The following is a 24,152-nucleotide window of genomic DNA, read 5'->3' as shown; positions in this document are numbered from 1 at the left end:
CGACGCCCGCCTTCCCGAAGCCTGCCGCACACCTGCGGCACACGCATGTGCCGACACCCGTAAGTCCCTTGGGACGAAAGCGAATTGTGCCGCACACCACGCCCCGCGCGCCCGGGCGCCCCCGGCCCCCTCTGCTCAGCGCGGGTGACGCGCGGACCGCCGTGTTGACCCGGCTGGGAGAATTCCCCCATGGCCGAGATCATCCAGCGTGACGGGACCTGGGCGTTCGACGGCAGCACGGTCCGGATCACGCCGGGCCTGAACCGCTCGGTGCCGCTGTTCCGGCAGACGTACGGGGAGGTCTCCGTACCGCTGGAGGCGGTCTCGGGCATCACCTTCGAGTCCGAGCGCCGGCGCGGCCGCCTGCGCCTGCGGCTGCGCGAGGGCGCCGACCCCCTGCTCCAGGCGGCCGGCGGGCGGCTGCCCGAGGCGGCGGACCCGTACCGGCTGGCGGTGGACGCCGACCGCTGCGGGACGGCCGAGTACGTCGCGGAGGAGGTCCGCCGCGCGCTGCTGCTCGACCGGGTCCCCGAGGGGCCCACCCGGGCCTACCTGCTGCCCGGGCCGCCGGTGCCGGTCTCGGTCCGTTCCTCGGACGGCACCGTCTCCTTCGACGGCAGCCGGGTGCGCATCGACTGGGCCGACACCTCCGACCGGGTCAAGCGCGTCACCGGTCCGCGGCTCATCGCCCTCGGCGACCTGGTGCGGGTCGAGTGGCTGCCCAACTCCGGGCACGAGGGCGGCTTCCTGCGGTTCGTGACCCGGGAGACGGTGTTCTCCGCGCTGCCGCCGGAGAAGGACCCCTACGCCCTGGACCTGTGGGGCAGTGCCCGCCGCGATCTGCTCACCGTGCTGATCGCCACCGCGGTCACGGCCCGGCTCCCGCACCCGTCGGCCCGCGTCGCTCCCCCCGGCGAGGACGGAGCGGCCGTCCCGGCGGCGGCGGTGGTCCGGCCCCGGCCGGAGGCCGCCGCGGGGCCCCCGGCCGGGCATCACGACGTACTGCTGCGCAGGCTGCGCGAACTGGGTGAGCTGCACCGCGACGGTGTCCTCACGGACGAGGAGTTCGCCAGGACGAAGGCGGCCGTGCTCCGGGGTTTCGGGGCGGGTGACGACGGGAGCGGCTGACCGGCCGGTCCGGCCACGCGGGCGGGGCCGACGGAAACACGACGGAAGATGTCCGGTATCGGCGTCACACTCCCCGTATGACACCGAGCACCGAGGGCCCCGGCTGGGCCTCCTTCGCGGCTGCCGAACCCGCACTCGCCGCCCTCGTCGAGGCGCGCCTCGGCGCGTACACCCACCACACGCTCGCGACCCTGCGCCGGGACGGATCGCCCCGCACCTCGGGGCTGGAGGTGCGTTTCCTCGGCGGCGAGCTGTGGCTCGGCATGATGCACGGCTCGCTCAAGGCGCTCGACCTGCGCCGCGACCCGCGCTTCGCGCTCCAGGCGAACCCCGGGGAGGGCACCGGCATGGGCGGCGGCGACGTACGGATCTGCGGACGGGCCGTCGAGGTCGACGACCCGCGGACCAAGGGCCGGTACGTGGAAGAGGTGGAACCGCCGCAGCCGTTCCACCTCTTCCGCACCGAGCTGACGGAGGTCGTACGGACCTGCGTCGAGGACGACACGTATCTGGTCGCCCAGGTCTGGAAGCCCGGAGAGCCGGTGCGCACTCTCAAGCGGACGTGACCGCCGGGACTACTCCCACTCGATGGTGCCCGGCGGCTTCGAGGTGACGTCGAGGACCACGCGGTTGACGTCCTTGACCTCGTTGGTGATGCGGGTGGAGATCTTGGCGAGGACCTCGTACGGCAGGCGCGACCAGTCGGCCGTCATCGCGTCCTCGGAGGAGACGGGCCGCAGCACGATCGGGTGGCCGTAGGTGCGGCCGTCGCCCTGGACGCCGACCGAGCGGACGTCGGCGAGCAGCACCACGGGGCACTGCCAGATGTCGCGGTCGAGGCCGGCCGCCGTCAGCTCCTCGCGGGCGATGGCGTCGGCCTCGCGGAGCAGGTCGAGCCGCTCCTTGGTGACCTCGCCGACGATGCGGATGCCGAGACCCGGACCCGGGAACGGCTGGCGCTGGACGATCTCCTCGGGCAGGCCGAGCTCCTGGCCCACCATGCGGACCTCGTCCTTGAACAGCTTGCGCAGCGGCTCGATGAGCTTGAACTCGAGGTCCTCGGGCAGGCCGCCCACGTTGTGGTGGGACTTGATGTTCGCGGCGCCGGTGCCTCCGCCGGACTCGACCACGTCCGGGTAGAGGGTGCCCTGGACCAGGAACTCCACGGCCGGGCCCTCGTCGGCGATGATCTCGGCCTGGGCCTGCTCGAAGACGCGGATGAACTCGCGGCCGATGATCTTCCGCTTCTCCTCGGGGTCGGTGACCCCGGCGAGCGCGTCCAGGAAGCGCTCCTGGGCGTCCACGACCTTGAGCTGGACGCCGGTGGCGGCGACGAAGTCCTTCTCGACCTGCTCGGTCTCGCCCTTGCGCATCAGGCCGTGGTCGACGTAGACGCAGGTGAGCTGGGAGCCGATGGCCTTCTGGACGAGGGCGGCGGCGACGGCGGAGTCCACGCCGCCGGACAGGCCGCAGATGGCGCGCTTGTCGCCGACCTGCTCGCGGATGGCCGCGACCTGCTCCTCGATCACGTTGCCCGTGGTCCAGTCGGGGGTCAGGCCCGCGCCGCGGTACAGGAAGTGCTCCAGCACCTGCTGTCCGTGCGTGGAGTGCATGACCTCGGGGTGGTACTGGACGCCGTAGAGCTTCTTGACGTCGTTCTCGAACGCGGCGACCGGCACGACGTGCGTGGAGCCCGTGACGGTGAAGCCCTCGGGCGCGGCGGAACAGGCGTCGCCGTGCGACATCCACACGGACTGCTCGGCCGGGGTGCCCTCGAAGAGGGTGGAGGACGGCTTGGAGACGGTCAGCTCGGTGCGGCCGTACTCACGGGCGCCGGAGTTGTCGACGGTGCCGCCGAGGGCCTGCGCCATCAGCTGGAAGCCGTAGCACATGCCGAAGACGGGGACGCCGGCCTCGAACAGGGAGCGGTCGACGGTCGGGGCGCCCGGCTCGTACACCGACGAGGGGCCGCCGGAGAGGATGATGGCCGCCGGGTTCTTGGCGAGCATCTCCTCGACCGGCATGGAGCTCGGCACGATCTCGCTGTAGACCCGCGCCTCGCGGACGCGACGGGCGATGAGCTGGGCGTACTGCGCACCGAAGTCGACGACCAGGACGGTGTCGGGGGCGGCGGCAGCGGGAGTCGCTGATGACACGGGGTGCCTTCCGGCGGTCGGGCGGGGGTCTTGTGCTCCCGATTCTACCGAGGTGGGCGGGTGGCACGTCCCGCCCGTGGGGCCCCGCCCGCGCCCGGTCCCACGTCTCACCATGCGAACCCGCTTGGACACGGTCCGTTCCCGGGGCATACTGGGCCCATGCTCACGCACCAGACCTTCCTCTTTACCTATGGCAACCGGCCCACCGGCTGCCATGGTCGTGCTGCTTGAGCAACTGACAAGCGACTTCCCAGGCGCCCCGGGCCGACAAGGTCCGGGGCGCCTGTCGTTTCCGGGCCCTGCCGGCCCCGGGGCGCCACCACCCCACCCCGGCGAGGAGCCCCCGAGATGACCGTCACCACCGCAGACAGGACCGGCGCCCACACCACCGAGGCCGCCGACGTGATCACCGGCGCCCGCGAGCGCATCGACGCGCTCGACGACCGGATCATCGGACTGATCCAGGAACGGATGGCCGTCTCCGCCGTCATCCAGGAGGCGCGGATCACCTCCGGCGGCCGGCGCGTGAACCTCTCCCGCGAGATGGACGTCCTCGGCCACTACAGGGACGCCCTGGGCAAGCCGGGAACGGCGCTGGCGATGACGCTGCTGGAGCTGTGCCGGGGTCGCATCTGAGTTCGGGCGCGCTCTCACCCGTACGGCGCGTGACCGTCGCGCGGAACGCTTCGTTGGTCCCGTTGTCCGTGCCAGCCAGGGGCGGACCCGCAAGAACCACGCGTGGCTCGCTGGAGCGATGAGACGTACGGATCGTGCCGTGCGTCGTGGGACCTCGCTCCAGGAAGTGACCGGACGGCAGGGGACAGCAGCCCGGTCACCCCAGAGAACGGCCGGCCCCGGGGACGCCCGGGGCCGGCCGACGGAAGAGGCCCGGGTCGGGCCGGACGGTCGCGGCGCCCACCCCCCGTCGAGCACGAAGCCGTACGGACCCGAGTCCCCTGTACGCGCCCTCACCCGCACGGCCGCGCCGGCTCCGTCCTCCTGCTCCACAGCCTCCTGCACCGTCTCGACCGGGTCACCGGGCTGCCACTCCGCCGACGTCCAGTCGGGCGCGGGCGTCGGGCGCGGGGGCGCGGGGGCGCGGGCGGGGGGCTGGGTCCGCGGTGGGGGTTCTGCGGAACGTCCTGCTGCCGCTCGACACCGCCGCCCGTACCGCCCGAGCCGACGGAACCGGCCGATCCGCCGCGGTCCGCCGACCCGCCGACCGCGTCCGAGCCGCCGGAACCCGTCCCGCGCGCGTCCGAGGACGACGCCGGCCGCGCGGTCCCGGTCCTCGTCGGCGTCGCGGCGGGCGTCGACCGCGCCGGGCCGGGTGATGCGGAGGACGGATCCGGCGCAGGCGAGCGGTCCGCTCCCCCGGCGCCCGGCGACGAGACCGCACTCATCGGCGACTCCCCGCCTCCGGACGGCCGTCCGGAATCCGTGTCACCACGGCCGAACATCCCGTGACGCACAGGGCGGTCAACGCGGCGGCCGCCCGCCACCCCACCGCACCCGCTCCGCCGGCCCTGCCGCCGTCCGCCCCGTCCACTGCCGCTCTTCGCACGGTCCCCCGGTCGTCTCCCATGAACCGGCGCGTTCAACCGGGAACCGGAGGTTCGGACGGGACATCCGGCGAGTGACGCAGGACACATAAAAGTTCTGTGAGTTCGGGGACAACCATTCGCGGGGTTCACTGATCAAACACGCCGAACAGATGAACCAAGGGCCGTCCCGCGTCCCACGCGCGGAGGCCTCCCCCGACTCGCCCCGTACCGCGTCCACGCGGTACGCCGGACTTTCCGAGGTCTTCATGAAGCTTCGTCGCGCCATGGCAGCAGCGGCTGCTACAGCAGTGATAGCCCCCTTGGCGCTGCTCGCGGCCCCCGCCGCCTACGCGACCGAGTCCCCGTCCGCCCCGGCCAGCACGCCGGCGGAGAACACGACGTCGGAGACGGCCACGCCTCCGTCCCAGGGCGAGTCCACGCCCCCGGCGAGCGAGAGCACCGACCCCGAGCCGACCAAGACGGAGTCGGGGACCCCCGACCCCACCGCGTCGGAGTCCACCCCCTCCGCTTCCGCGAGTCCCTCCGCCTCCACGTCCCCGGCGCCGAGCACCTCCGCGCCCGGGGAGACGGAGTCCCCGGAGCCCGAGCCGTCCGAGTGCGAGGACGCCAAGGTCGACGTCGGCTTCACGGGTCTGCCCGGCAAGATCGCGACGGGCAGCGGCTGGCACAAGTTCACGCTGAACGTGGTCAACAACTCCGATTCCACCCTCCAGGACCTGGCTTACCTGGCCGGCGCGTCCCCCGACGAGGACGGCTACGACCTGTTCAAGTCCAAGCAGGTCAGCCTGCAGGCCTGGAACCCCGACACCAAGGGCTGGGACGACCTCGACGAGTACGGTTACGCCTTCGGCTGGGCCGGTTACACCCCCGAACTGAAGCCCGGCTACGAGGTCGACGTCCCGCTGCGCATCAACGTGAAGGCCGGTGCCCCGGTCGGCGCCGGCTTCACCCTGGGCGCCACCCTCTACGGTGACGCCGACGGTCAGTGCGCGGGCGCCGGCGAGGCCGCGTACAAGTTCCAGATCGTGGCACCCGGCACGGACACGGAAGGCACCAAGCCGCAGGAGGGCGGCAAGGCTCCCGTCACCAACGAGAAGCCCGCCGCCACCACCCCGGAGGTCACCGGCAGCCTCGCCGAGACCGGTTCCAGCTCCGCGCTGCCGATGATCGGCCTCGCCGGTGGGCTCGCCGTTCTCGTCGGTGGCGGTGCGGTGTTCGCCGTCCGTCGCCGCAAGACCGGTGCCGAGGCGTAAGCGCTGAACCGCACGGCTTGACGCGAGACAAGAAGGACCTGCGCTCGGAGGGGGGCGCAGGTCCTTCTCCTCGTGCCGGGCGCGACGGCTACTTCTTCGGCGGCACCGCCGGCATCCCGAGGAACGGCAGCCGCAGCGCGCCGAAGGCCTCCGCCGGGACCACCGGGGACTTGGGCTCGACGGGAGCCAGGCGCTCGTACGCCGCGCCCTGCGCCGGACGCGGGTCCTCCTCGCCCTTGTTGGGCCAGTACGCCATCGCCCGCTCGGCCTGGGCCGTGATGGTCAGGGACGGGTTGACGCCCAGGTTGGCGGAGACCGCGGCGCCGTCGACGACGGAGATGCCGGGGTGGCCGTACAGCCGGTGGTAGGGGTCGATGACGCCGGTCTCGCGGGAGGCTCCGATCGGGCAGCCGCCGAGGAAGTGGGCGGTGAGCGGGGTGCCCATCAGCTCGCCGACGTTGGACCCGGCGAAGCCGTTGATCTCCGCCGCGAGGGCCGAGGCGCCGTCCGACGCCGCCTTGATCTGCTTGGGGTTGGGCGTGCCGTGGCCCTGACGGGCGGTGAGCAGGCCCTTGCCGACGCCCGCCGGTTTCAGGTACGTCGTCAGGGAGTTGTCCAGCGACTGCATCACCAGGCCGATGATGGTCCGCTCCGACCACTTGCGGTTGGACAGGGAGCGCAGCACCTGCAGCGGGTGCCGGGCCGCGTTGCCGAGGAAGCCCAGGACGCGTGAGGCGCCCGAGGCGGTGGCACCGGCGTACGGGACCTGGAGTATGGACAGGCTGCCCATCGAGTTGGAGCCCTTGCCGTAGCGGACGGGCTCGATGTGGGTGTCGGCGTCCGGGTGGACGGACGACGTGATGGCGACGCCGCGCGTGAAGTCGGCCCGCGGCTCCCCGGTGGCCCTGCGGTAGCGCCGGTCGTCGGTCTGGGCGCCGACCAGGGCCTCGGAGTTGGTGCGGGTCAGCTCGCCGAGCTTGTCGGATACGTGGGGCAGTTGGCGGTTGGCCTTCATGCGGTGCAGCAGGGTCTGGGTGCCGTAGGTGCCGGCGGCGATGACGACGCGGCGGGCGGTGAAGGTGCGGCCCGCGCCCTTCTTCTTCCGGTCGGTGGGGAGCGTGGCCACCGCGAAGCCGCCGCGCGAGTCCTCGGTGACCGAGACGACCGTCGTCATCGGGTGCACGACGGCGCCCGCCTTCTCGGCGAGGTACAGGTAGTTCTCGTTGAGGGTGTTCTTCGCGCCGTGCCGGCAGCCGGTCATGCACTCGCCGCACTCGTTGCAGGCCCTGCGGTCCGGGCCCGCACCGCCGAAGTACGGGTCGGGCACCCGCTCGCCCGGCTTCGCCCTCACCGCGCCGTCGGCGTCCTCGCCGTCGCCGAAGAAGACGCCGACCGGCGCCATGTGGAAGGTGTCGCCGACGCCCATCCGTTCGGCGGCGGCCTTCAGGTGCACGTCGGAGGGGGTCATCGTCGGGTTGAGGCGGACGCCGAGCATGCGGCGGGCCTGGTCGTAGTACGGCGACAGCTCCTCGTGCCAGTCGGTGATGTCCCGCCACTGGGGGTCCTCGAAGAAGGGCTTCGGCGGCACGTAGAGGGTGTTGGCGTAGTTGAGGGAGCCGCCGCCGACGCCGGCGCCCGCCAGGACCATGACGTTGCCGAGCAGGTGGATGCGCTGGATGCCGAAGAGCCCGAGCTTCGGTGCCCAGAGGTAGTTCCTCAGGTCCCAGGAGTTCTTCGGGAGGGTGGCGCGGGTGAAGCGGCGGCCCGCCTCCAGGACGCCGACGCGGTAGCCCTTCTCGGTCAGGCGCAGGGCGGACACCGATCCGCCGAACCCCGATCCCACGACGACGACGTCGTAGTCGTACCCGTCCTCGTCCCGGGTCTGGACAGACTTCTCCTGCGACACGTGCTCTCCTCGTTGAGAACGGGTACGGGTGGGGGCCGCTCAGCGGAAGCGGAAGGCCTTCATCAGCCGCAGGCTCCGGCTCATGAACGCCGCGTACTTCTCGTCGTCCATGCCGAGCGACGGCGCCATCGGCAGCAGCCGCTGGTGGGCGACGGTCTGGGCCTCGGTGTACTTGAGGATGCCCTCGGAGCCGTGCCGGCGGCCGAGGCCGGAGTCCTTCATGCCGCCCATCGGCGACTGGACGCTGCCGTAGGCGGGCGCGTAGCCCTCGTTGATGTTGACGGTGCCGGTGCGCAGCCGGGCGGCGACCTCCCGGCCGCGCCGGGCGTCCTTCGTCCAGACCGACGAGTTCAGTCCGTACGGGGTGGAGTTGGCGAGCTCGACCGCCTCCTCCTCGGTCGTGAAGCGGTGGACGGAGACGACCGGGCCGAAGGTCTCCTCGGTGCACACGGCCATGGGGGCGGACACGCCGTCCAGGATGGTCGGCTCGTAGAAGTACGGGCCGATGTCCGGGCGGGCCACCCCGCCGGCGATCAGCTTCGCACCCTGCGCGAGCGCGTCCTCGACGTGCCGCTCGACGGTCTCCAGCTGCCGCTCCCCCACCAGCGAGCCCATGTCCGCGCCGTAGGCGAGGGAGGTGCCGAGCCGCATGGCCTTCGTGCGGGCGGCGAAGCGGTCCAGGAAGGCGTCGGCGACCGACTCGTGGACGTAGAGCCGCTCGATGGAGATGCACAGCTGGCCGGCGGAGGAGAAGCAGGCGCGGACGGCGCCCGCCGCGGCCTTCTCGATGTCGGCGTCCTCCAGCACCAGCATGGCGTTCTTGCCGCCGAGTTCGAGGGAGACGCCGACCAGGCGGTCCGCGGCGCCCCGGGCGACCTCGCGGCCGGTGCGGGTGGAGCCGGTGAAGGAGACGTAGTCGGCGTGGCGGACGACCTCGGGGCCGACGACCGGGCCGTCGCCGAGGACGACCTGGAAGACCTCGGCGGGCAGCCCGGCCTCGATGAGGAGGTCACGGGCCCACAGGGCGGTCAGGCAGGTCTCGGTGTCGGGCTTCATGACGACGGCGTTGCCCGCGACGAAGGCGGGGAGCGCGTCGCCGACGGACAGCTCCAGCGGGTAGTTCCAGGGGGCGATCTGGCCGACGACCCCGCGCGGGTGGCGCAGTTCGGTGACCTTCGTCAGGGCCGGGATGGCGCCGGTGTGCCGCTTGGCCTTCAGGTACGCGGCGGCGCGGCGGCCGTAGTGCCGGGCGGCGACGGCGACGGCCTGGACCTCCTCGTGGGCGTGCAGGCGGGCCTTGCCGGTCTCCAGCTGGATGAGGTCGAGGACCTCGGCCTGCCGCTGGAGGACCAGGTCGTGGAAGCGCAGCAGGACGGCGGCGCGCTGCCGCACCGGCGTCCGGGCCCACACGGCCTGGGCGGCGCGGGCCCGCTCGAAGGCGCCGGCCACGTCCTCGGGCGTCGACTCGGGCAGGTCGGCCAGCTTCTCGCCGGTGAAGGGCGTGTGGTTGGCGGTCCGTCCGGAACCGGTGACGCCCTTGGTGAGCTGGGCGACCAGCTCGGGGGTCACCACGTCCGCCGCGGTGCGGGCGCCCGCGGGGGCGGGGGCGAGGGGGTTGGTGCCGGTGGTCTCCGGGGCCTGCGCTTCCGTCATGAGCCGCAGGGTATGACGCCGCGCGAGCTTTGTGTACCCGTCGGTAATGGGGATTCACCGAGTGCTCACACGGCGCCAGCGATCACTGGCAACGAACGTGCTGATCAGGGCGTTGTGCGGGCGGAGCGTTCACGTGCCGTCGATGTCCAGATTGGCGACGGCCGTCCTGGCCACCTCGCGCCCCCGCTCGGTGAAGTCGCCCTTGCCCGGGTAGCTCACGGTGAGCTTGTACATGTCGCCGGCGGACGTCCTGTAGTAGAAGATCCGCAGTTCGCGCGGGCGGGGGTCCTGGCTGTCGGTGGTGGTGTAGACGACCGTGTTCTCGGCGGCCTTCTCGCCCTTGTACGTGGTCTCCCCGGGTTCGGTCCTCGGGTTCTCGGGCATGGAGAGCTCGTACGCGCCGTTCTCCTTGAACTCTCCGTCGTCGTCGTACATCTCGGCCGCGGCGGACCCCGCGATGTCGCCGCCGGTGTCCTCCGCCTTCCGCTCCAGGGCCAGGTCGATCCAGATGCCGCCGCTCCAGTCGGTGTAGGTGACCCAGTGCTCGTCGGCCTCGTCGGACACGGTCCGCTGGTAGTCCCCGGGCACCGCCAGGGTGGCGGCGAGCTGCTTCTCGTGCGGGGTCTTCCAGCCCTCGGGCAACGGCCCCGCGAACGGGTCCGCGACCACCAGGTACCCCGCCACCGCCGCGGCGACGACGGCCGCGGCGAGGCCGGCCCACGCCTTGCGGCCGAGCCGGAACCCGCGGCCGCCCGGCACGGGCGCCCGCACCACCTGGACGGGCTGCGGCGCGGGCGGGTTCGCGGCGGCCTCCAGCAGGGCACGCACCCGGGCGGCGTCCGGGCGGCGCGCCGGGTCCTTGTCCAGCAGCCCCGTGATCACCTCGGCCAGCGGGCCCCGGGCGGAGGCGGGCGGCGCCGGCACGGCGTTGAGCACCGACTGGAGCGTGGCGGGGGTGTTGCTGCGGCGGAACGGCGAGACGCCCTCCGTCGCCGCGTACAGCACCACGCCCAGCGACCACAGGTCGCTCGCCGGCCCGGGACGCTGCCCCAGCACCCGCTCGGGGGCGATGTACTCGGGCGAGCCGACGAAGCCGCCGGTGTCGGTCAGGTCGGTGTCGCCCTCGATCCGGGCGATGCCGAAGTCGGTGAGCACGACCCGGCCGTACCGGCCGAGCAGGACGTTGTCGGGCTTCACGTCCCGGTGCAGGACGCCCGCCGCGTGCGCGGCCTCCAGCGCGCCGAGGACCTCCAGGCCGATCCGGGCCGCCTCGCGCGCGCCCAGCGTGCCCTCCCGCAGCACGTCGCCCAGCGAGCGGCCCCGCACCAGCTCCATCACGATCCAGGGCCGGCCGTCGACCACCGCCACGTCGTGCACCTCGACCACGGCCGGGTGGTCGAGCCGGGCCGCGGCGCGCGCCTCGCGGCGCATCCGCTCGAAGGCGTTGTCCCGTTCGCGCTCGGGGAGGTGGTCGGGGAGGCGGGGCTCCTTGACGGCGACCTCGCGGTCCACGGTCTCGTCCCGCGCCCGCCACACGGTGCCCATGCCGCCGTGCCCGAGCTTGGCGACCAGCCGGTAGCGGCCCGCGATCAGCCGTCCGGCGCCCGGCTCCCGGGCGGGCGCCCGCGCCGGCCCGGGCCCGGCGGGGGCCGGCGACCGCGGCGGCGCGACCTGGTGGGGCGCCGCGTACGGGTTGCCGGGATGCGGTACGGCGGCGGGCGGATGCGGCGGCCGCAGGGCAAAGCTCGTCGGCTCGTCCGGCCTGCTTCCGGTTCCCCCGTTGTTGCTCATGGACCATCCATATCGCGCCGGACGCGCCGGTATCCACCGCCCGTGGACCGCGGTCACAGACCCGTGACGCGTCCTGGCACGTATCCCCTATTTGGGTGTGTTCGCGGTCGCGGGGACGGATGCCGGGCGGGTCACGGTGACCGTGGCGGTCGGCATCTTCGGGGATCCGCCGGGGGCGTCGGAGGAGGGCACGGACCCGGCCCCCGGGGACGAGGCGGACGGGGGCGCCGCCGGTGGTGTCCCGGGCGCGGACGTCGTCGGCGTGCCGCCCCCGCCGCCGTCGTCGCCGCCGTCCGCGAGCAGCGCCGCCGCCGAGATGCCCGCGCCGGCCGCCGCGGCGACCAGGAGCACCGCCAGGAGCACGCCGCGCGTGGAGTACCGCGGCTGACCGGTGCGGGACGACGCGGGCGTACGGCCCGTGGCGAGGAAGGCGCGCAGCATCCGTTCCGCCTCGGCGGCGTCCAGGCGGCGTGCCGGGTCGCGTTCCAGCAGGCCCCGCACGACGGGCAGGATCGGCGCGGCCTGCGCGGGCGGGCGGATCTCCTCCCAGACCACGGCGTGCAGGACGCCGCCCAGCGAGTCGCGGTGGAAGGGTGACTCGCCGCTGAGGACCGCGCACAGCAGCACGCCGAGCGACCACAGGTCGGACTCCGGTCCGGTCCCGGCGCCGGACATCCGTTCGGGGGCGGTGTACTCGGGCGAGCCGACGAAGGATCCGGTCTCGGTGAGCGTGGTGGCGCCCGCGACCTGGGCGACGCCGAAGTCGGTGAGGACGACCCGGCCGTCCTCGGCGACCAGCACGTTGGACGGCTTCACGTCCCGGTGCAGGATCCCGGCCGCGTGCGCGGTGCGCAGGGCGCCGAGCAGGGCGACGCCGATCCGGGCGGCCTCGGGGGCGTCGACGGGGCCGTGGTCGCGGACGCGGTCGGCGAGCGAACCGTCGCCGACGAACTCCATGACCATGTAGGCGCGTTCGTCGTCCTCGACGACGTCGTGGACGACGATGACGTGCGGATGCCGCAGCCGCGCGACCGCGCGGGCCTCCCGCAGGGTGCGCTCGCGGCGCCGCCGGGCCTCCGCCGCGGAGAGGGTCTCGTCGCGCGGGAGCGCTTTGACGGCCACCTGACGGCCCAGCAGCTGGTCGGTCGCCCGCCACACGATGCCCATGCCGCCGGCGCCGAGCCGCTCGTGGAGACGGTAACGGCCGGCGATGACACGCCCGCCCGACCCCTGGGTCACCATGCGTCCATGATGCCCCACCGAACGTGTCGGCTCCGGACCGCCGGGCGGCGGGTGGCCGACAACCGACGGGCGCACCGGCGCCACCGGCAGGGTCCCGGCACGCGCGGGGCGCCGGTCAGGCCGTCTTCTCCTGCCAGCTCCGCAGCACGTACGCGAAGTGTTCGCCCGTGGCCGCCCAGTCCTCGGCGGGGGCGGACATGTAGAGGGCGTACTCGGCGCCGTCCCGGGACATGTACATCTCCTCGACGGCGCGCCGCGGGCCGGGGAAGGGCGTGTCCTTTGCCAGTGCCGTCCAGGTGTACTCCCACCGGGCGCTGTCGCGGTCGCGGTACGTGGAGTGCTCCAGCGTCAGGCGCCGGTAGTCGACGAGCCGTTGGAGCTGCTGCTCCAGGTCGAGCTGGTGGGCGTACGGGTCGTCGAAGTCGGGCGCGGTGTCGACGGCGATGCGGACGAAGTGCTCGCCGCCGTCGGGGCTGTAGTCGACCTGCCGCAGATCACCGCTGCCCGCGAGCTCCTCCCGCTCCCAGCCCGGGGGCAGGGAGAGGCTGAAACCCAGCGGGTCGTCGTGACGGACCCAGTCGGCCGGGACGGATCCCGTGGGGCCCCCGTCCGCGGAGGAGGAGCCGGAGGGGGAGCCGGACGCGGAAGGAGAACCGGAGGCGGACGGGGCGGGCGTCCGGGTGACGGCGGCCCCCTGGTCCGTTCCCCGTCCCTTGTCCGACGCCTGGAGCAGCACGGCGGTGCCGCCGCCGACCAGGGCGGCGACGGCGACCACCAGGGCGAGCGTCCGCAGGCGGCGCCGGGGACGTGCGGGAGCACCGCCCGCGGGAGCGGCGGGCGGGTACCCCATGGCCGGCGCACCGGCGCCCGCCGCCGGGTGGCCGACGGCCGTCGGGCCGGTCACCGGCGGATACGGCGTCCGCCCGGCCGTGCCCGCCGGTCCCGGGTGGGCCGGGGACGGCACGTGCCCGGTGCCCGAGTACTGCGTCGGGACGTACGCCTGGGCCGCGTTCGGGCGCCGTCCCTCGGCCGCCTCGGCGAGCAGCTGCTCGGTCTCGGTCACACCGGGCCGTCCGGCCGGGTCCTTGCGCAGCAGGGCGCTGATGACGGGCGCGAGCGGGCCGGCGTTCAGGGGCTCGGAGGCCTCTTCCTCGACGACCGCCTGCATCGTGGACAGCGGCGAGGTGCGGCGGAACGGCGACCTGCCCTCCACCGCCGTGTACAGCGTCGCGCCGAGCGCCCAGAGGTCGGAGGCGGGACCCGGGTCGTGGCCGCGCACCCGCTCCGGCGCCAGGTAGTCCACGGAGCCGACGACCTCGCCGGTGCGGGTGATGGTGCTGTCGCCCTCGATCTGCGCGATGCCGAAGTCGGTGAGCAGCACCCGCCCGTCGTCGGCGAGCAGGACGTTGCCGGGCTTGACGTCGCGGTGCAGGACCCCGGCGGTGTGCGCGGCGCGCAGGGCGCGCAGCACCCACAGGCCGACACGGGCCGCCTCCCGCGGCTCGACGCGCCCGTCGTCCTTGACCGCGTCGGCCAGTGAGCGGCCCTCGACCAGCTCCATCACGATCCACGGCCGGCCGTCGTGCTCGAGGACGTCGTGCACGGTGACGACGGCCGAGTGGTTGATCCGCGCCGCCGCGCGCGCCTCGCTCCGGGTGCGCGCCAGCAGGATGGCCTGGTCGCTCTCGGAGACGTAGTGCGCGGCGGTCAACTCCTTGATGGCGACGGCCCGGTGGAGTATCTCGTCGTGAGCGCGCCACACCCGCCCCATGCCGCCGCTGCCGATGGACTCGCCGAGCCGGTAACGGCCCGCGACGAGCCGGCCCTGCATCTGATTCACGTTGCCCCGCAATGGTCTTGTCAAGGTCAGACTAGGGACCGGACCCCGTTCGGGGAACGGGTGGGGTGGCCTGAAGACCACTCTGTGACGGTTGTCGCTTCCCGCGTCCGGAGGCAACCATCGGGACGGTCACCACGTCGTCCGGCGGACGCTCGCGCGGTCCCCCGTCCGCCCCGACTACCGTCGGCCCGTGTACCGGTACGTCGCCGACGCCTGCTCGTACAGCCGGGTCACCTCGTCGCGCTCCGTCTCCGGGCCGCGCACCTGCACCACGTGGTAGCGCCCGTCGATCAGCATCGCGACATTGCGCACGTACAGCTCGCCCCCGTCGGCGCCGGTCCAGGTGAACTGCCCCTCGGCCATGGTCCGTCCGCCCACCTCGATGGTCTTCAGTCCGCCCGCGGTGGCCCAGCTGGAGGCGCGGTACGGCGCCAGCTCGGGCTCCCCGTCGCGCTGGTAGGTCATCGGGTCGGTGCCGAACTCGCCGGAGCCGTCCCGTCCGGGCACGACGACGAGCTCGAAGTCGCCCTTGGCGTAGACGACCTGGCCGCTGCCGTTGCGCGGCGTGCGGGTCCAGCCCTCGGCGACGGCGACCTGGAACCCCTCCGGGTCCTTGCGCAGCGCGAACCCGTCGGCGACGTCGGGCCCGGTGGTCTGCGTCTCGGCGGACCCGGCCGACTCCGAGGGGCCGGATCCGCCGTCCGGGGACGGCTGTTCGGGCCGCGGTTCGCCGTCGGCCTCGGGGGACCCGCCGGACGGCGTCCGGCCCGTCTCGGCGGCCGCGCCCGACCGTCCGGGGGTGCCGGCGCCGTCGGTGCCGCTCTTCGGCATGAAGAACACGGCGTACGCGACCGCCCCGGCCAGGGCGAGCAGTATCAGCAGGAGCAGTGTCCGGCCGAGGCTGCGCGGTGAGCGGTCCGGTTCCCGCCGGCCCCTCTTGTGCCGTCCGTGGTGGACGGGCAGCCCGGCGCGCCGCCTGCGCACCAGTTCGCCCCGGCGGCGCACGATGGGCAGCCGGCCGGCGTCGACGGGCGGGGCCGCGACGACGTGCAGTCCGGCCTCCGGTTCGGGCGCCGAACGCACCAGGGAGCGCAGCCAGCCGCTCAGTTCCTCGAAGTCGATGCGCTCGGTGGGGTCCTGACGCAGCAACGACTCCACGACCGGCCGCAGCGGTCCGCACTCCTCGGCGAACGCCGGCGGCTCCGCGCACACGATCTGCACCAGCTCGGCGGTCGACTCCTCCGGGTAGGGCGCGTGCCCCTGCACGGCGCGGAAGAGCAGCGCGCCCAGCGCCCAGAGGTCGGTGGCGGGGCCGATGGGCGCCGCCAGCTGCCAGTTCTCGTGCACCGGCCCGGCCTGCTCCGGGGCCCAGCGCTCGGTCACGGGCCCGACCACGGCCATCCGGGCCTGCCGTGCCCGTTCGGCGGCGAGTGCGGTGCCCGGTCCGCGCCGCGCGGGGGTGCGGGCGTCCTGATCGTCCCAGCCCCCGGTGGCCGGGGCGGGGGCGGCCTCCTGACGCGGGGCGGGGGGCAGGGCGGTGCGGTCGCCGGCCGGCGCGGGGACGGCGGCGCCCGCCTGATCGCCGGCCGTGCGGGGCGTGGCGCCGTGCCAGGGGGCCGCCGTACGGACGCCGTAGGGGTCGGTGATCCGTCCCGGCGGCGCGGGTGTGCCGCCGTGCCCGGGGGTGCCGTCGTCGGGGGCGGGGCGGGCGCCGGGCAGGGCCGCGTGGCCGTTCTGCGCCTCCTGGACGCGGGCCGCGGCGCGGGCGCCCGCGCGGTAGGCGGCGATGGCCCCGGCGCGGGCGGCGCGGACGTCGCCCTCGGCGTCGCGCGGCGCGGGGGTGAAGCCGGCGGGGAGCCCGCGGGGGCCCTCCGGGCCGGTCGCCGGCAGTCCGCGCTCGTTGCGCGCCTCGATGGCGGCCCGCCGGGCGGCCTCGGGATCGGCACCGCCGGGGCCGGAGACGCCGGTCGCGCGACCGCCGCCGGGGCCCGAGACGCCGGTCGCGCGACCGCCGCCGGACATCCCGGTCGCGGGACCGGGAAGGCCGGTGTCCGGCGTCCCGGCCCCGCCACGCGTCCCACCGGGGCCGGAGGCGCCGGCACCGGCCTCCGGGGCGTCCCCGTCGTCCTCCGGGGCGGGCACCGGGTCGTAGCCGCACAGCGCTTCCTCCGCCGCCCCCACCGCCAGGCCGGTCAGCATCACGCGGCCGTCGTCGCAGACCAGCACCGTGCGTGCGGTGATGTTCCGGTGCACCCAGCCGTAGCCGTGCAGCACCCGCAGCGCCATGAGGACGTCGGAGGCGACCTCGGCCGCCCGGTACGGGGTCAGCGGCTGCTCGGCGAGCAGGGCGGCCAGGGGCCTGGCGGCCACCAGCTCGCTGACGATCCACAGCGAGCCGCCCTCGGCGAAGACGTCGAAGACCTGGTCCAGTCGGGGGTGGTCGGGAACGGCGGCCGCGGCCTGCGCGGCCTCGACGGCACGCCGTACCACCGGGTCGGCCGGTCGCCTCGGGCCGCCACGGGACGCCTGGGGCCGCGGGCCGGGGTGGCGGGCGCCGCCGTCCCGGCCCGTGAAACCGTCGGGCAGGCCGTCCGCGTCGAGCACCTCCGCCTCGACGACCTCCGGCAACGGCACCTGCCGGACCAGGACCTCCTGGCCGCTGTAGGTGTCGAAGGCCCGGCTCTCGGTCGGTTCGTACTCGTCGGACGGGGGCAGCGGCAGGCGGTAGCGGTCGGCGAGCACCCGTCCCGCGTAGTCGTCCACGTTGCCTCCCCCGGCAGCCCGGCCGGTCGGTGCCGGTCGGTCAATTCCGTTCGCCTGGCGGCCCGTTCCTGCTGCGTACGGTCCGCAACCACTCACGATACGTGCCGGAGGCAACCCGCAAAGAGGGGATGCCGGATCCCGGACCGCTCGAACCCGGGCCCGCCGGGCTCAGGACTTGGGCGTGAAGGTCTTCGTCAGCGTCCGCCAGGTGTCCCGGCGCTGGTCACTGCCCCAGTCGGCGGCCTTCGCCGTGTACATGAGCGCGTAGCCCTGGTGGTCGTCGACGACGAACCCCCGGTCGATCGTCCGGTACCCGGTGCCGTCGTCCGTGTAGGTGAACTCCCAGTCGGCCGTGTTCCAGCCGCGGTAGTCCACCTTCTCGATGCGGATCTTCTTGTACTGCGGGCGGACCATGGACCGCTCCTGGTTCTTCCAGTCCGCGACCGGGTCGTCCTTGGGCGTGGACGTCCAGGCGACCAGCAGCTTCTGTCCGTCGGGCCCGGTGAACCGGTCGCCGGCGGCGCCCGAGGACCGGAACTTCCACCCCTCGGGGAGCCCGATGGAGTACCCCTGCCCGCCCCGGTGGGTGACGGCCGCGTCCCCGTCCCCGTCCTCGCCCGCGTCGGTCCCGGCGTCGCCGGAGGCGCTCGCGCCGGGGCTGCCCGCGGGGTCCGTGGAGGTGCCCGTCGCCGGTCCCGAGGCGGAGCCGTCGGTGCTGGGCCCTCCGGTCCCGTCCTGCCCGGTGTCCCCGCTCACGGAGGTGGTGGCGGCGGTCGCGGCGCCGCCGGCCGTGCCCTTGGCCGCGTCGTCGTCGCCTCCGAGGGTGAGGGCGAGCACGGTGCCGAGGACGGCGAGGGCGACGATCACCGCGATGATCACGAGCGTCCGCTTCGGCACCACGTCGGTGAGCGGCGCGCGGGGCACGGGCCGGGGCGGCAGGTCCGGCGGCGGTACGACGGGCCAGCCGGAACCCCGGGCTCCCGCGCCGGCGTTCGGCACACCCGCACTCCCGCCGGCACCGGCGCCGGAGGCCGTCGCCCGGGCCGGGGCGGGCGCCGCCCCGGCGGAGCCCGTCCGGCTCCGGCCGCCGTCCGGCCCGGTGCGGGTCGCGGCCGCGGCGCCCGCCGCACCCGCGCCGGCCTTCCGCACGGAGCGCAGTGCCCCGCGCAGCCGCTCCCCGGCCTCCTCCCGCTTGCCCGCGCCGCCCGCCGGGCCGCTCCGCCGGGTGTGCTCGTCCAGCTGCGCCGGCAGCGGTACGACCTTGGTGGCGTCCAGCGGCTCCGCCTCGCCGGCGCGGGCCGCGGGCGCGTGGATGACCTTGTTGAGCATCGCGCGGGCGCCCGCGTCGTCGAGCCGCTGGGCGGGGTCCTTGGTGAGCAGCCCGTAGATGACGTCCCGCAGCGGCCCGGCGTTCTTCGGCTCCTCCAGGTTCTCCGTCATCACCGCGGTGAGCGTCGCGATGGCGGAGCCCTTGTCGTAGGGCGGGGTGCCCTCCACCGCCGCGTACAGCAGGCCGCCGAGGGACCACAGGTCGGCGGCCGGTCCGGGCTTGTGGCCGCGGGCGCGCTCCGGGGAGATGTAGGAGGGGGCGCCGACGAGCATGCCGGTGGAGGTGATGGACGGGTCGCCCTCGACCTGGGCGATGCCGAAGTCGGTGAGCACGACCCGGCCGTCCTCGGAGATCAGGACGTTGGACGGCTTCACGTCACGGTGCAGGATGCCCTCGCGGTGCGCGGAGCGCAGCACGTCGAGGACGGCGAGGCCCACCTCGGCGGCGCGCTTCGGCTCCAGCAGGCCGTCCTCCCGGATGACCTCGGCGAGCGACTTGCCCTCGACGAGTTCCATCACGATCCACGGCCGGTCGTCCTCCTCGACCACGTCGTAGACCGTCACGGCGCTGTTGTTGCGGATCCGCGCGATCGCCTTGGCCTCGCGCAGCGTGCGCGTGATCAGGCGGCGCTTCTCCTCCTCGTCGATGTTGCCCGGGAACCGCAGCTCCTTGACGGCGACCGTGCGTCCCAGGGTCTCGTCCTCGGCGCGCCACACCGTCCCCATGCCGCCGCGGCCGAGCACGTCTCCCAGCCGGTACCGCCCGGCGAGGAGACGTGCGCTCTTGTCCGTACGGGGTGTCCCCGCCCGCTCCGCCTCCGACATGCGTCCCCTCATGCAACCCGCCCTGACAGAGCCTTCATTGTCTCTCACCCGACAAGTGCCCGACGCCCAGGGTGCCTCTCGCGCCGCGCCCCGGCCCGGCACGGCGCGGGACCCGGGGAACGGCGCGTTCCGCAGGCCCGCGCGGAAGGCGCGGGAACGCGCCGCGCGGTGTGCCGGCCCCGCGCCGGCGCGCCCGGTGCCCGCCTACCGCGGCACGATGTCGGGCGCCCCGAGCCGGGCCGCGTCGGCCGTCAGGTCGTCCGGCTGGCGCTGCGACTCCCGCTCGGCCTCGACCCGCTTCTCGTAGTGCTGGACCTCGCGTTCGATCTGGTCCTCGCCCCAGCCCAGGACCGGCGCCATCAGCTCGGCGGCCTCGCGGGCGCTGCGGGTTCCCCGGTCGAAGGTCTCGATGGAGATGCGGGTGCGCCGGGTCAGTACGTCGTCCAGGTGCCGCGCGCCCTCGTGCGAGGCGGCGTAGACGACCTCGGCGCGCAGGTAGTCGTCGGCGGCGTGCAGGGGCTCGCCGAGCGAGGGGTCGGCGGTGACGAGCGCCAGCAGCTCCTCCGCCAGGGCGCCGTACCGGTTGAGCAGGTGCTCCACGCGCACCACGTGCAGTCCGGTGCGCGCGGCGATCCGCGCCCGCGCGTTCCACAGCGCGTGGTAGCCCTCGGCACCGAGCAGCGGCGTCTCCTCGGTGACGCAGTCGGCGACCCGCACGTCCAGCCCGTGCACCGCCTCGTCCACGGCGTCCTTGGCCATCACGCGGTACGTCGTGTACTTGCCGCCCGCCACGACGACCAGCCCCGGCACCGGGTGGGCGACGGTGTGCTCGCGCGACAGCTTGCTGGTGGCGTCCGACTCGCCGGCCAGCAGCGGGCGCAGTCCGGCGTACACCCCCTCGACGTCGTCGCGCGTGAGCGGCACGGACAGCACCGAGTTGACGTGTTCCAGCAGGTAGTCGATGTCCGCGCTGGAGGCGGCCGGATGGGCCTTGTCGAGGTCCCAGTCGGTGTCGGTGGTCCCGATGATCCAGTGCCGACCCCAGGGGATGACGAACAGCACGGACTTCTCGGTGCGCAGGATCAGTCCGGTGGTGGAGTGGATGCGGTCCTTGGGCACGACCAGGTGGATGCCCTTGGACGCCCGGACGTGGAACCGGCCCCGCTCGCCCACCAGCGACTGGGTGTCGTCGGTCCACACACCGGTGGCGTTCACCACCTGCTTGGCGCGGATCTCGTACTCGCCGCCCCCTTCGACGTCCTGCACGCGCGCGCCGACCACGCGTTCGCCCTCGCGCAGGAAGCCGGTCACGCGCGCCCGGTTGGCGACCTGGGCGCCGTACGCCGCGGCCGTGCGCACCAGCGTGGTCACGAACCGGGCGTCGTCCATCTGGGCGTCGTAGTACTGGAGCGCGCCGACCAGCGCGTCCTTCTTCAAGGCGGGCGCGACGCGCAGCGCGTGACGCCTGCTCAGGTGCCGGTGCCGGGGCAGGCCCCGGCCGTGTCCGCGGGCCATCGACATCGCGTCGTACAGCGCCACGCCCGATCCGGCGTACAGCCGCTCCCAGCCCTTGTGCTGCAGCGGGTACAGGAACGGCACCGGCTTCACCAGGTGCGGCGCGAGCCGCTCCAGCAGCAGTCCGCGTTCCTTCAGCGCCTCCCGGACGAGGGCGAAGTCGAGCATCTCCAGGTAGCGCAGGCCGCCGTGGATCAGCTTGCTGGACCTGCTGGAGGTGCCCGACGCCCAGTCGCGCGCCTCGACCAGACCGGTGGACAGGCCGCGCGTCACGGCGTCCAGCGCGGTGCCCGCGCCGACCACGCCCGCGCCCACCACCAGGACGTCCAGTTCCCGCTCGGCCATGGCCGCGAGTGCCTCGGCACGCTGCGCCGGCCCCAGTGTCGCTGTCCTCACTGCTGCCTCCCGCTGTCGGTCGCGTCGGCCGCACCCGTCGGGCGAAGCTCGGTTCCGTGTACCCCCTGCCCAGATTCTGACCGGGTTGCCCGACTTCAGCCACCACGCGCCCCCAGCCTGTGGACAACCTCCCCGCCGGTCACCGTCGACACTCACCCGGACTCGACCGATCAATCCCGCAAATCGGTCATATTTACTCCTAGTCTGACGTTGTGCTCGCCCCATCGGTCCACCGGGCTTGCACACCTGTCCCGCTTCGGCTACTGGGAAGGACGGCCCACGCCATGCCCGCAGATCTCGCCGTCATCGGACTCGGCCCGTACGGCCTGCCCCTGGCCCAGGCCGCCGTCGCCGCCGGCGTCCCCACGCTCGGCTACAAGACCGGACCCGAGCCCGGGCCCCTGACCCCCGCCGAACTGCGCCGGATGCTCTCGGGGGGCTTCCGGACCCCGGCGGGCCCCGCCGAGCTGGGCCGGGTGCGCACCGCGGTCATCTGCGCGCCGACCCCGCCGGGCCCGGACGGCGGCCTGGACCTCGGCCAGGTGGAGGCCGCGGCCCGCACCCTGGCCGCCCACATGCGCCCCCACACCACGGTGATCCTGGAGTCGCCCGTGGAACCGGGGACGACGGAGGAGTTCCTGCGCCCCCTCCTCGAGGAGGGCTCCGGGCTGCGCGCCGGCCGCGACTTCCACCTCGCCTACTCCCCCAGCCGCGTCGACCCGGGCAACCGCGACTTCACGCCGGCCAACACGCCGAAGGTCATCGGCGGCCTCACCCCCGCCTGCACCGAGTCGGCGGCCGCCTTCTACGGCCGCCTCACCGACAAGGTGGTCCGCGCCCGCGGCCCCCGCGAGGCGGAGACGGTCCAGCTCCTGGAGACCAACTTCCGGCACGTCAACATCGCCCTCGTCAACGAGATGGCCGTCCTCTGCAACGACCTGGGCGTCGACCTGTGGGACGTCCTGCGCTGCGCGGAGACCAAGCCGTTCGGCTTCCAGGCCTTCCGCCCCGGCCCCGGCGTCGGCGGCCACTCCGTCCCCCAGGACCTGACCGGCCGGGCCCCCCGCGGCCTGCGCATGGTGGAACTGGCCCAGCAGGTCAACGAGCAGATGCCCCGCTACGTCGTCCAGCGTGCCGCCGCCCTCCTCAACGAGCACGGCAAGTCCGCGCGCGGCGCCCGCGTCCTGCTCCTCGGCGTCACCTACAAGGCCGACCTCGCCGACCGGCAGGCCAGCCCGGCCGAGGAGATCGCGACCCGCCTGATGTCGATGGGCGCCGCCGTCAGCTACCACGACCCGCACATCCCGTCCTGGAACGTCCTGGACCGCCCCGTCCCCCGCGCCGACTCCCTGTACGAGGCCGCCGCGGACGCCGACCTGACGATCCTCCTCCAGCAGCACCGCACGTACGACCTCCAGGGCCTGTCGGTGAAGGCGCAGCTGCTGCTGGACACCCGGGGGGCGACGCCCACCGGTGCGGCGCACCGTCTCTGAGCGGCCCCCGGGCACGCGAAGGGGCCCGGAGCTCTCGCTCCGGGCCCCTCGCTACGCCGTTCGGGTGACTACCGCCGGTGCTGCGCGTCCGCGACGGTGACCTCCACGCGCTGGAACTCCTTCAGCTCGCTGTAGCCCGTCGTGGCCATCGCGCGGCGCAGGGCGCCGAAGAAGTTCATCGAGCCGTCCGGGGTGTGGGACGGGCCGGTGAGGACCTCCTCGATGGTGCCGACCGTGCCGAGGTCGACCTTCTTGCCCCGCGGCAGCTCCTCGTTGACGGCCTCCATGCCCCAGTGGTTGCCCTTGCCCGGCGCGTCGGTCGCGCGGGCCAGCGGCGAGCCCATCATCACCGAGTCGGCGCCGCAGGCGATGGCCTTGGGCAGGTCGCCGGACCAGCCGACACCGCCGTCGGCGATGACGTGGACGTACCGGCCGCCGGACTCGTCCATGTAGTCGCGGCGGGCGGCGGCCACGTCGGCGACGGCCGTGGCCATCGGGACCTGGATGCCCAGCACGTTGCGCGTCGTGTGCGCGGCGCCGCCGCCGAAGCCGACGAGGACGCCCGCGGCGCCGGTGCGCATCAGGTGCAGGGCGGCCGTGTACGTGGCGCAGCCGCCGACGATGACGGGGACGTCGAGCTCGTAGATGAACTGCTTCAGGTTCAGCGGCTCGTGCGAACCGGAGACGTGCTCCGCCGAGACCGTGGTGCCGCGGATGACGAAGATGTCGACGCCGGCGTCCACGACCGCCTTGGAGAACTGGGCGGTGCGCTGCGGGGAGAGCGCGGCGGCGGTGACCACGCCGGAGTCGCGGACCTCCTTGAGGCGCAGCCCGATCAGCTCCTCCTTGATGGGAGCGGCGTAGATCTCCTGGAGGCGGCGGGTCGCGGTGTCCGCGTCCAGCCCGACGATCTCGTCGAGCAGCGGCTGCGGGTCCTCGTACCGCGTCCACAGGCCCTCGAGGTTCAGGACGCCGAGGCCGCCGAGCTCGCCGATGCGGATGGCGGTGGCCGGGGAGACGACCGAGTCCATGGGAGCGGCCAGGAACGGCAGCTCGAAGCGGTAGGCGTCGATCTGCCAGGCGATCGAGACCTCCTTCGGGTCCCGCGTACGGCGGCTGGGGACGACGGCGATGTCGTCGAAGGCGTACGCCCGGCGGCCGCGCTTGCCGCGCCCGATCTCGATCTCAGTCACGTCTGTGGCCTTTCCCTGATGCGTTGCAGCGCCTTCCAGTATCCCCGATGTCCCCTCCGGGCACGGCGAGGGCGGTCCCGGAACGCGCCCGGGACCGCCCTGGT

15 protein-coding genes are annotated in these 24,152 nt (G+C 74.2%); 5 read left to right on the top strand and 10 right to left on the bottom strand.

Annotation, left to right across the window (positions count from 1 at the left end; all coding sequences use genetic code 11):
* Positions 1-189 precede the first annotated feature (189 nt).
* A complete protein-coding gene (locus tag ACZ4V6_RS19055) occupies positions 190-1,128 on the top strand; it encodes a DUF4429 domain-containing protein (RefSeq protein WP_467828568.1) in 939 nt (312 codons plus the stop codon).
* A 77-nt stretch (positions 1,129-1,205) separates the two neighbouring features.
* Entirely contained in the window at positions 1,206-1,694 is a 489-nt protein-coding gene (locus ACZ4V6_RS19050; protein WP_467828566.1) for a pyridoxamine 5'-phosphate oxidase family protein, read from the top strand.
* A 9-nt stretch (positions 1,695-1,703) separates the two neighbouring features.
* On the opposite strand, the gene guaA is transcribed toward ACZ4V6_RS19050, so the two are convergent.
* A complete protein-coding gene (gene guaA / locus ACZ4V6_RS19045; RefSeq protein WP_467828564.1) occupies positions 1,704-3,284 on the bottom strand; it encodes a glutamine-hydrolyzing GMP synthase in 1,581 nt (526 codons plus the stop codon).
* Between the two features lie 348 nt (positions 3,285-3,632).
* On the opposite strand from guaA, the gene ACZ4V6_RS19040 reads away from it, so the two are divergent.
* Positions 3,633-3,920, top strand: coding sequence for a chorismate mutase (locus ACZ4V6_RS19040; protein WP_467828561.1), 288 nt, complete (start codon positions 3,633-3,635; stop codon positions 3,918-3,920).
* 1,192 nt (positions 3,921-5,112) lie between these two features.
* Complete coding sequence (locus ACZ4V6_RS19035) at positions 5,113-6,102, top strand: LAETG motif-containing sortase-dependent surface protein (RefSeq protein ID WP_467828558.1); 990 nt, start codon at positions 5,113-5,115, stop codon at positions 6,100-6,102.
* Positions 6,103-6,190: 88 nt separating this feature from the next.
* On the opposite strand, the gene ACZ4V6_RS19030 is transcribed toward ACZ4V6_RS19035, so the two are convergent.
* The 8 genes from ACZ4V6_RS19030 to ACZ4V6_RS18995 form a co-directional block, all read right to left on the bottom strand.
* Complete coding sequence (locus tag ACZ4V6_RS19030; RefSeq protein ID WP_467828556.1) at positions 6,191-8,008, bottom strand: GMC oxidoreductase; 1,818 nt, start codon at positions 8,006-8,008, stop codon at positions 6,191-6,193.
* A gap of 39 nt (positions 8,009-8,047) precedes the next feature.
* Positions 8,048-9,661 carry a succinic semialdehyde dehydrogenase gene (locus ACZ4V6_RS19025; RefSeq protein WP_467828554.1) on the bottom strand — a complete coding sequence of 538 codons (1,614 nt, stop codon included), beginning with the start codon at positions 9,659-9,661 and terminating at the stop codon, positions 8,048-8,050.
* Positions 9,662-9,790: 129 nt separating this feature from the next.
* A complete protein-coding gene (locus ACZ4V6_RS19020) occupies positions 9,791-11,452 on the bottom strand; it encodes a serine/threonine-protein kinase (protein ID WP_467828552.1) in 1,662 nt (553 codons plus the stop codon).
* Between the two features lie 87 nt (positions 11,453-11,539).
* Positions 11,540-12,694, bottom strand: coding sequence for a serine/threonine-protein kinase (locus ACZ4V6_RS19015; protein WP_467828550.1), 1,155 nt, complete (start codon positions 12,692-12,694; stop codon positions 11,540-11,542).
* 115 nt (positions 12,695-12,809) lie between these two features.
* A complete protein-coding gene (locus ACZ4V6_RS19010; protein ID WP_467828979.1) occupies positions 12,810-14,525 on the bottom strand; it encodes a serine/threonine-protein kinase in 1,716 nt (571 codons plus the stop codon).
* Positions 14,526-14,711: 186 nt separating this feature from the next.
* Positions 14,712-17,297 carry a protein kinase gene (locus ACZ4V6_RS19005; RefSeq protein WP_467828548.1) on the bottom strand — a complete coding sequence of 862 codons (2,586 nt, stop codon included), beginning with the start codon at positions 17,295-17,297 and terminating at the stop codon, positions 14,712-14,714.
* 168 nt (positions 17,298-17,465) lie between these two features.
* Positions 17,466-19,451 carry a serine/threonine-protein kinase gene (locus ACZ4V6_RS19000; RefSeq protein WP_467828546.1) on the bottom strand — a complete coding sequence of 662 codons (1,986 nt, stop codon included), beginning with the start codon at positions 19,449-19,451 and terminating at the stop codon, positions 17,466-17,468.
* Between the two features lie 204 nt (positions 19,452-19,655).
* Entirely contained in the window at positions 19,656-21,362 is a 1,707-nt protein-coding gene (locus ACZ4V6_RS18995) for a glycerol-3-phosphate dehydrogenase/oxidase (RefSeq protein ID WP_467828544.1), read from the bottom strand.
* Between the two features lie 284 nt (positions 21,363-21,646).
* Between ACZ4V6_RS18995 and ACZ4V6_RS18990 the strand changes: the two genes are divergently transcribed.
* Complete coding sequence (locus ACZ4V6_RS18990; protein ID WP_467828541.1) at positions 21,647-22,855, top strand: nucleotide sugar dehydrogenase; 1,209 nt, start codon at positions 21,647-21,649, stop codon at positions 22,853-22,855.
* 68 nt (positions 22,856-22,923) lie between these two features.
* Here the strand turns inward: ACZ4V6_RS18990 and ACZ4V6_RS18985 are convergent, their stop codons facing one another.
* Positions 22,924-24,048, bottom strand: coding sequence for a GuaB3 family IMP dehydrogenase-related protein (locus ACZ4V6_RS18985; protein ID WP_467828540.1), 1,125 nt, complete (start codon positions 24,046-24,048; stop codon positions 22,924-22,926).
* Between the last annotated feature and the right edge of the window lie 104 nt (positions 24,049-24,152).

It is taken from the genome of Streptomyces sp. NPDC029152 (assembly GCF_055564355.1).
This window is presented reverse-complemented; position numbering and strand designations above follow the sequence as displayed.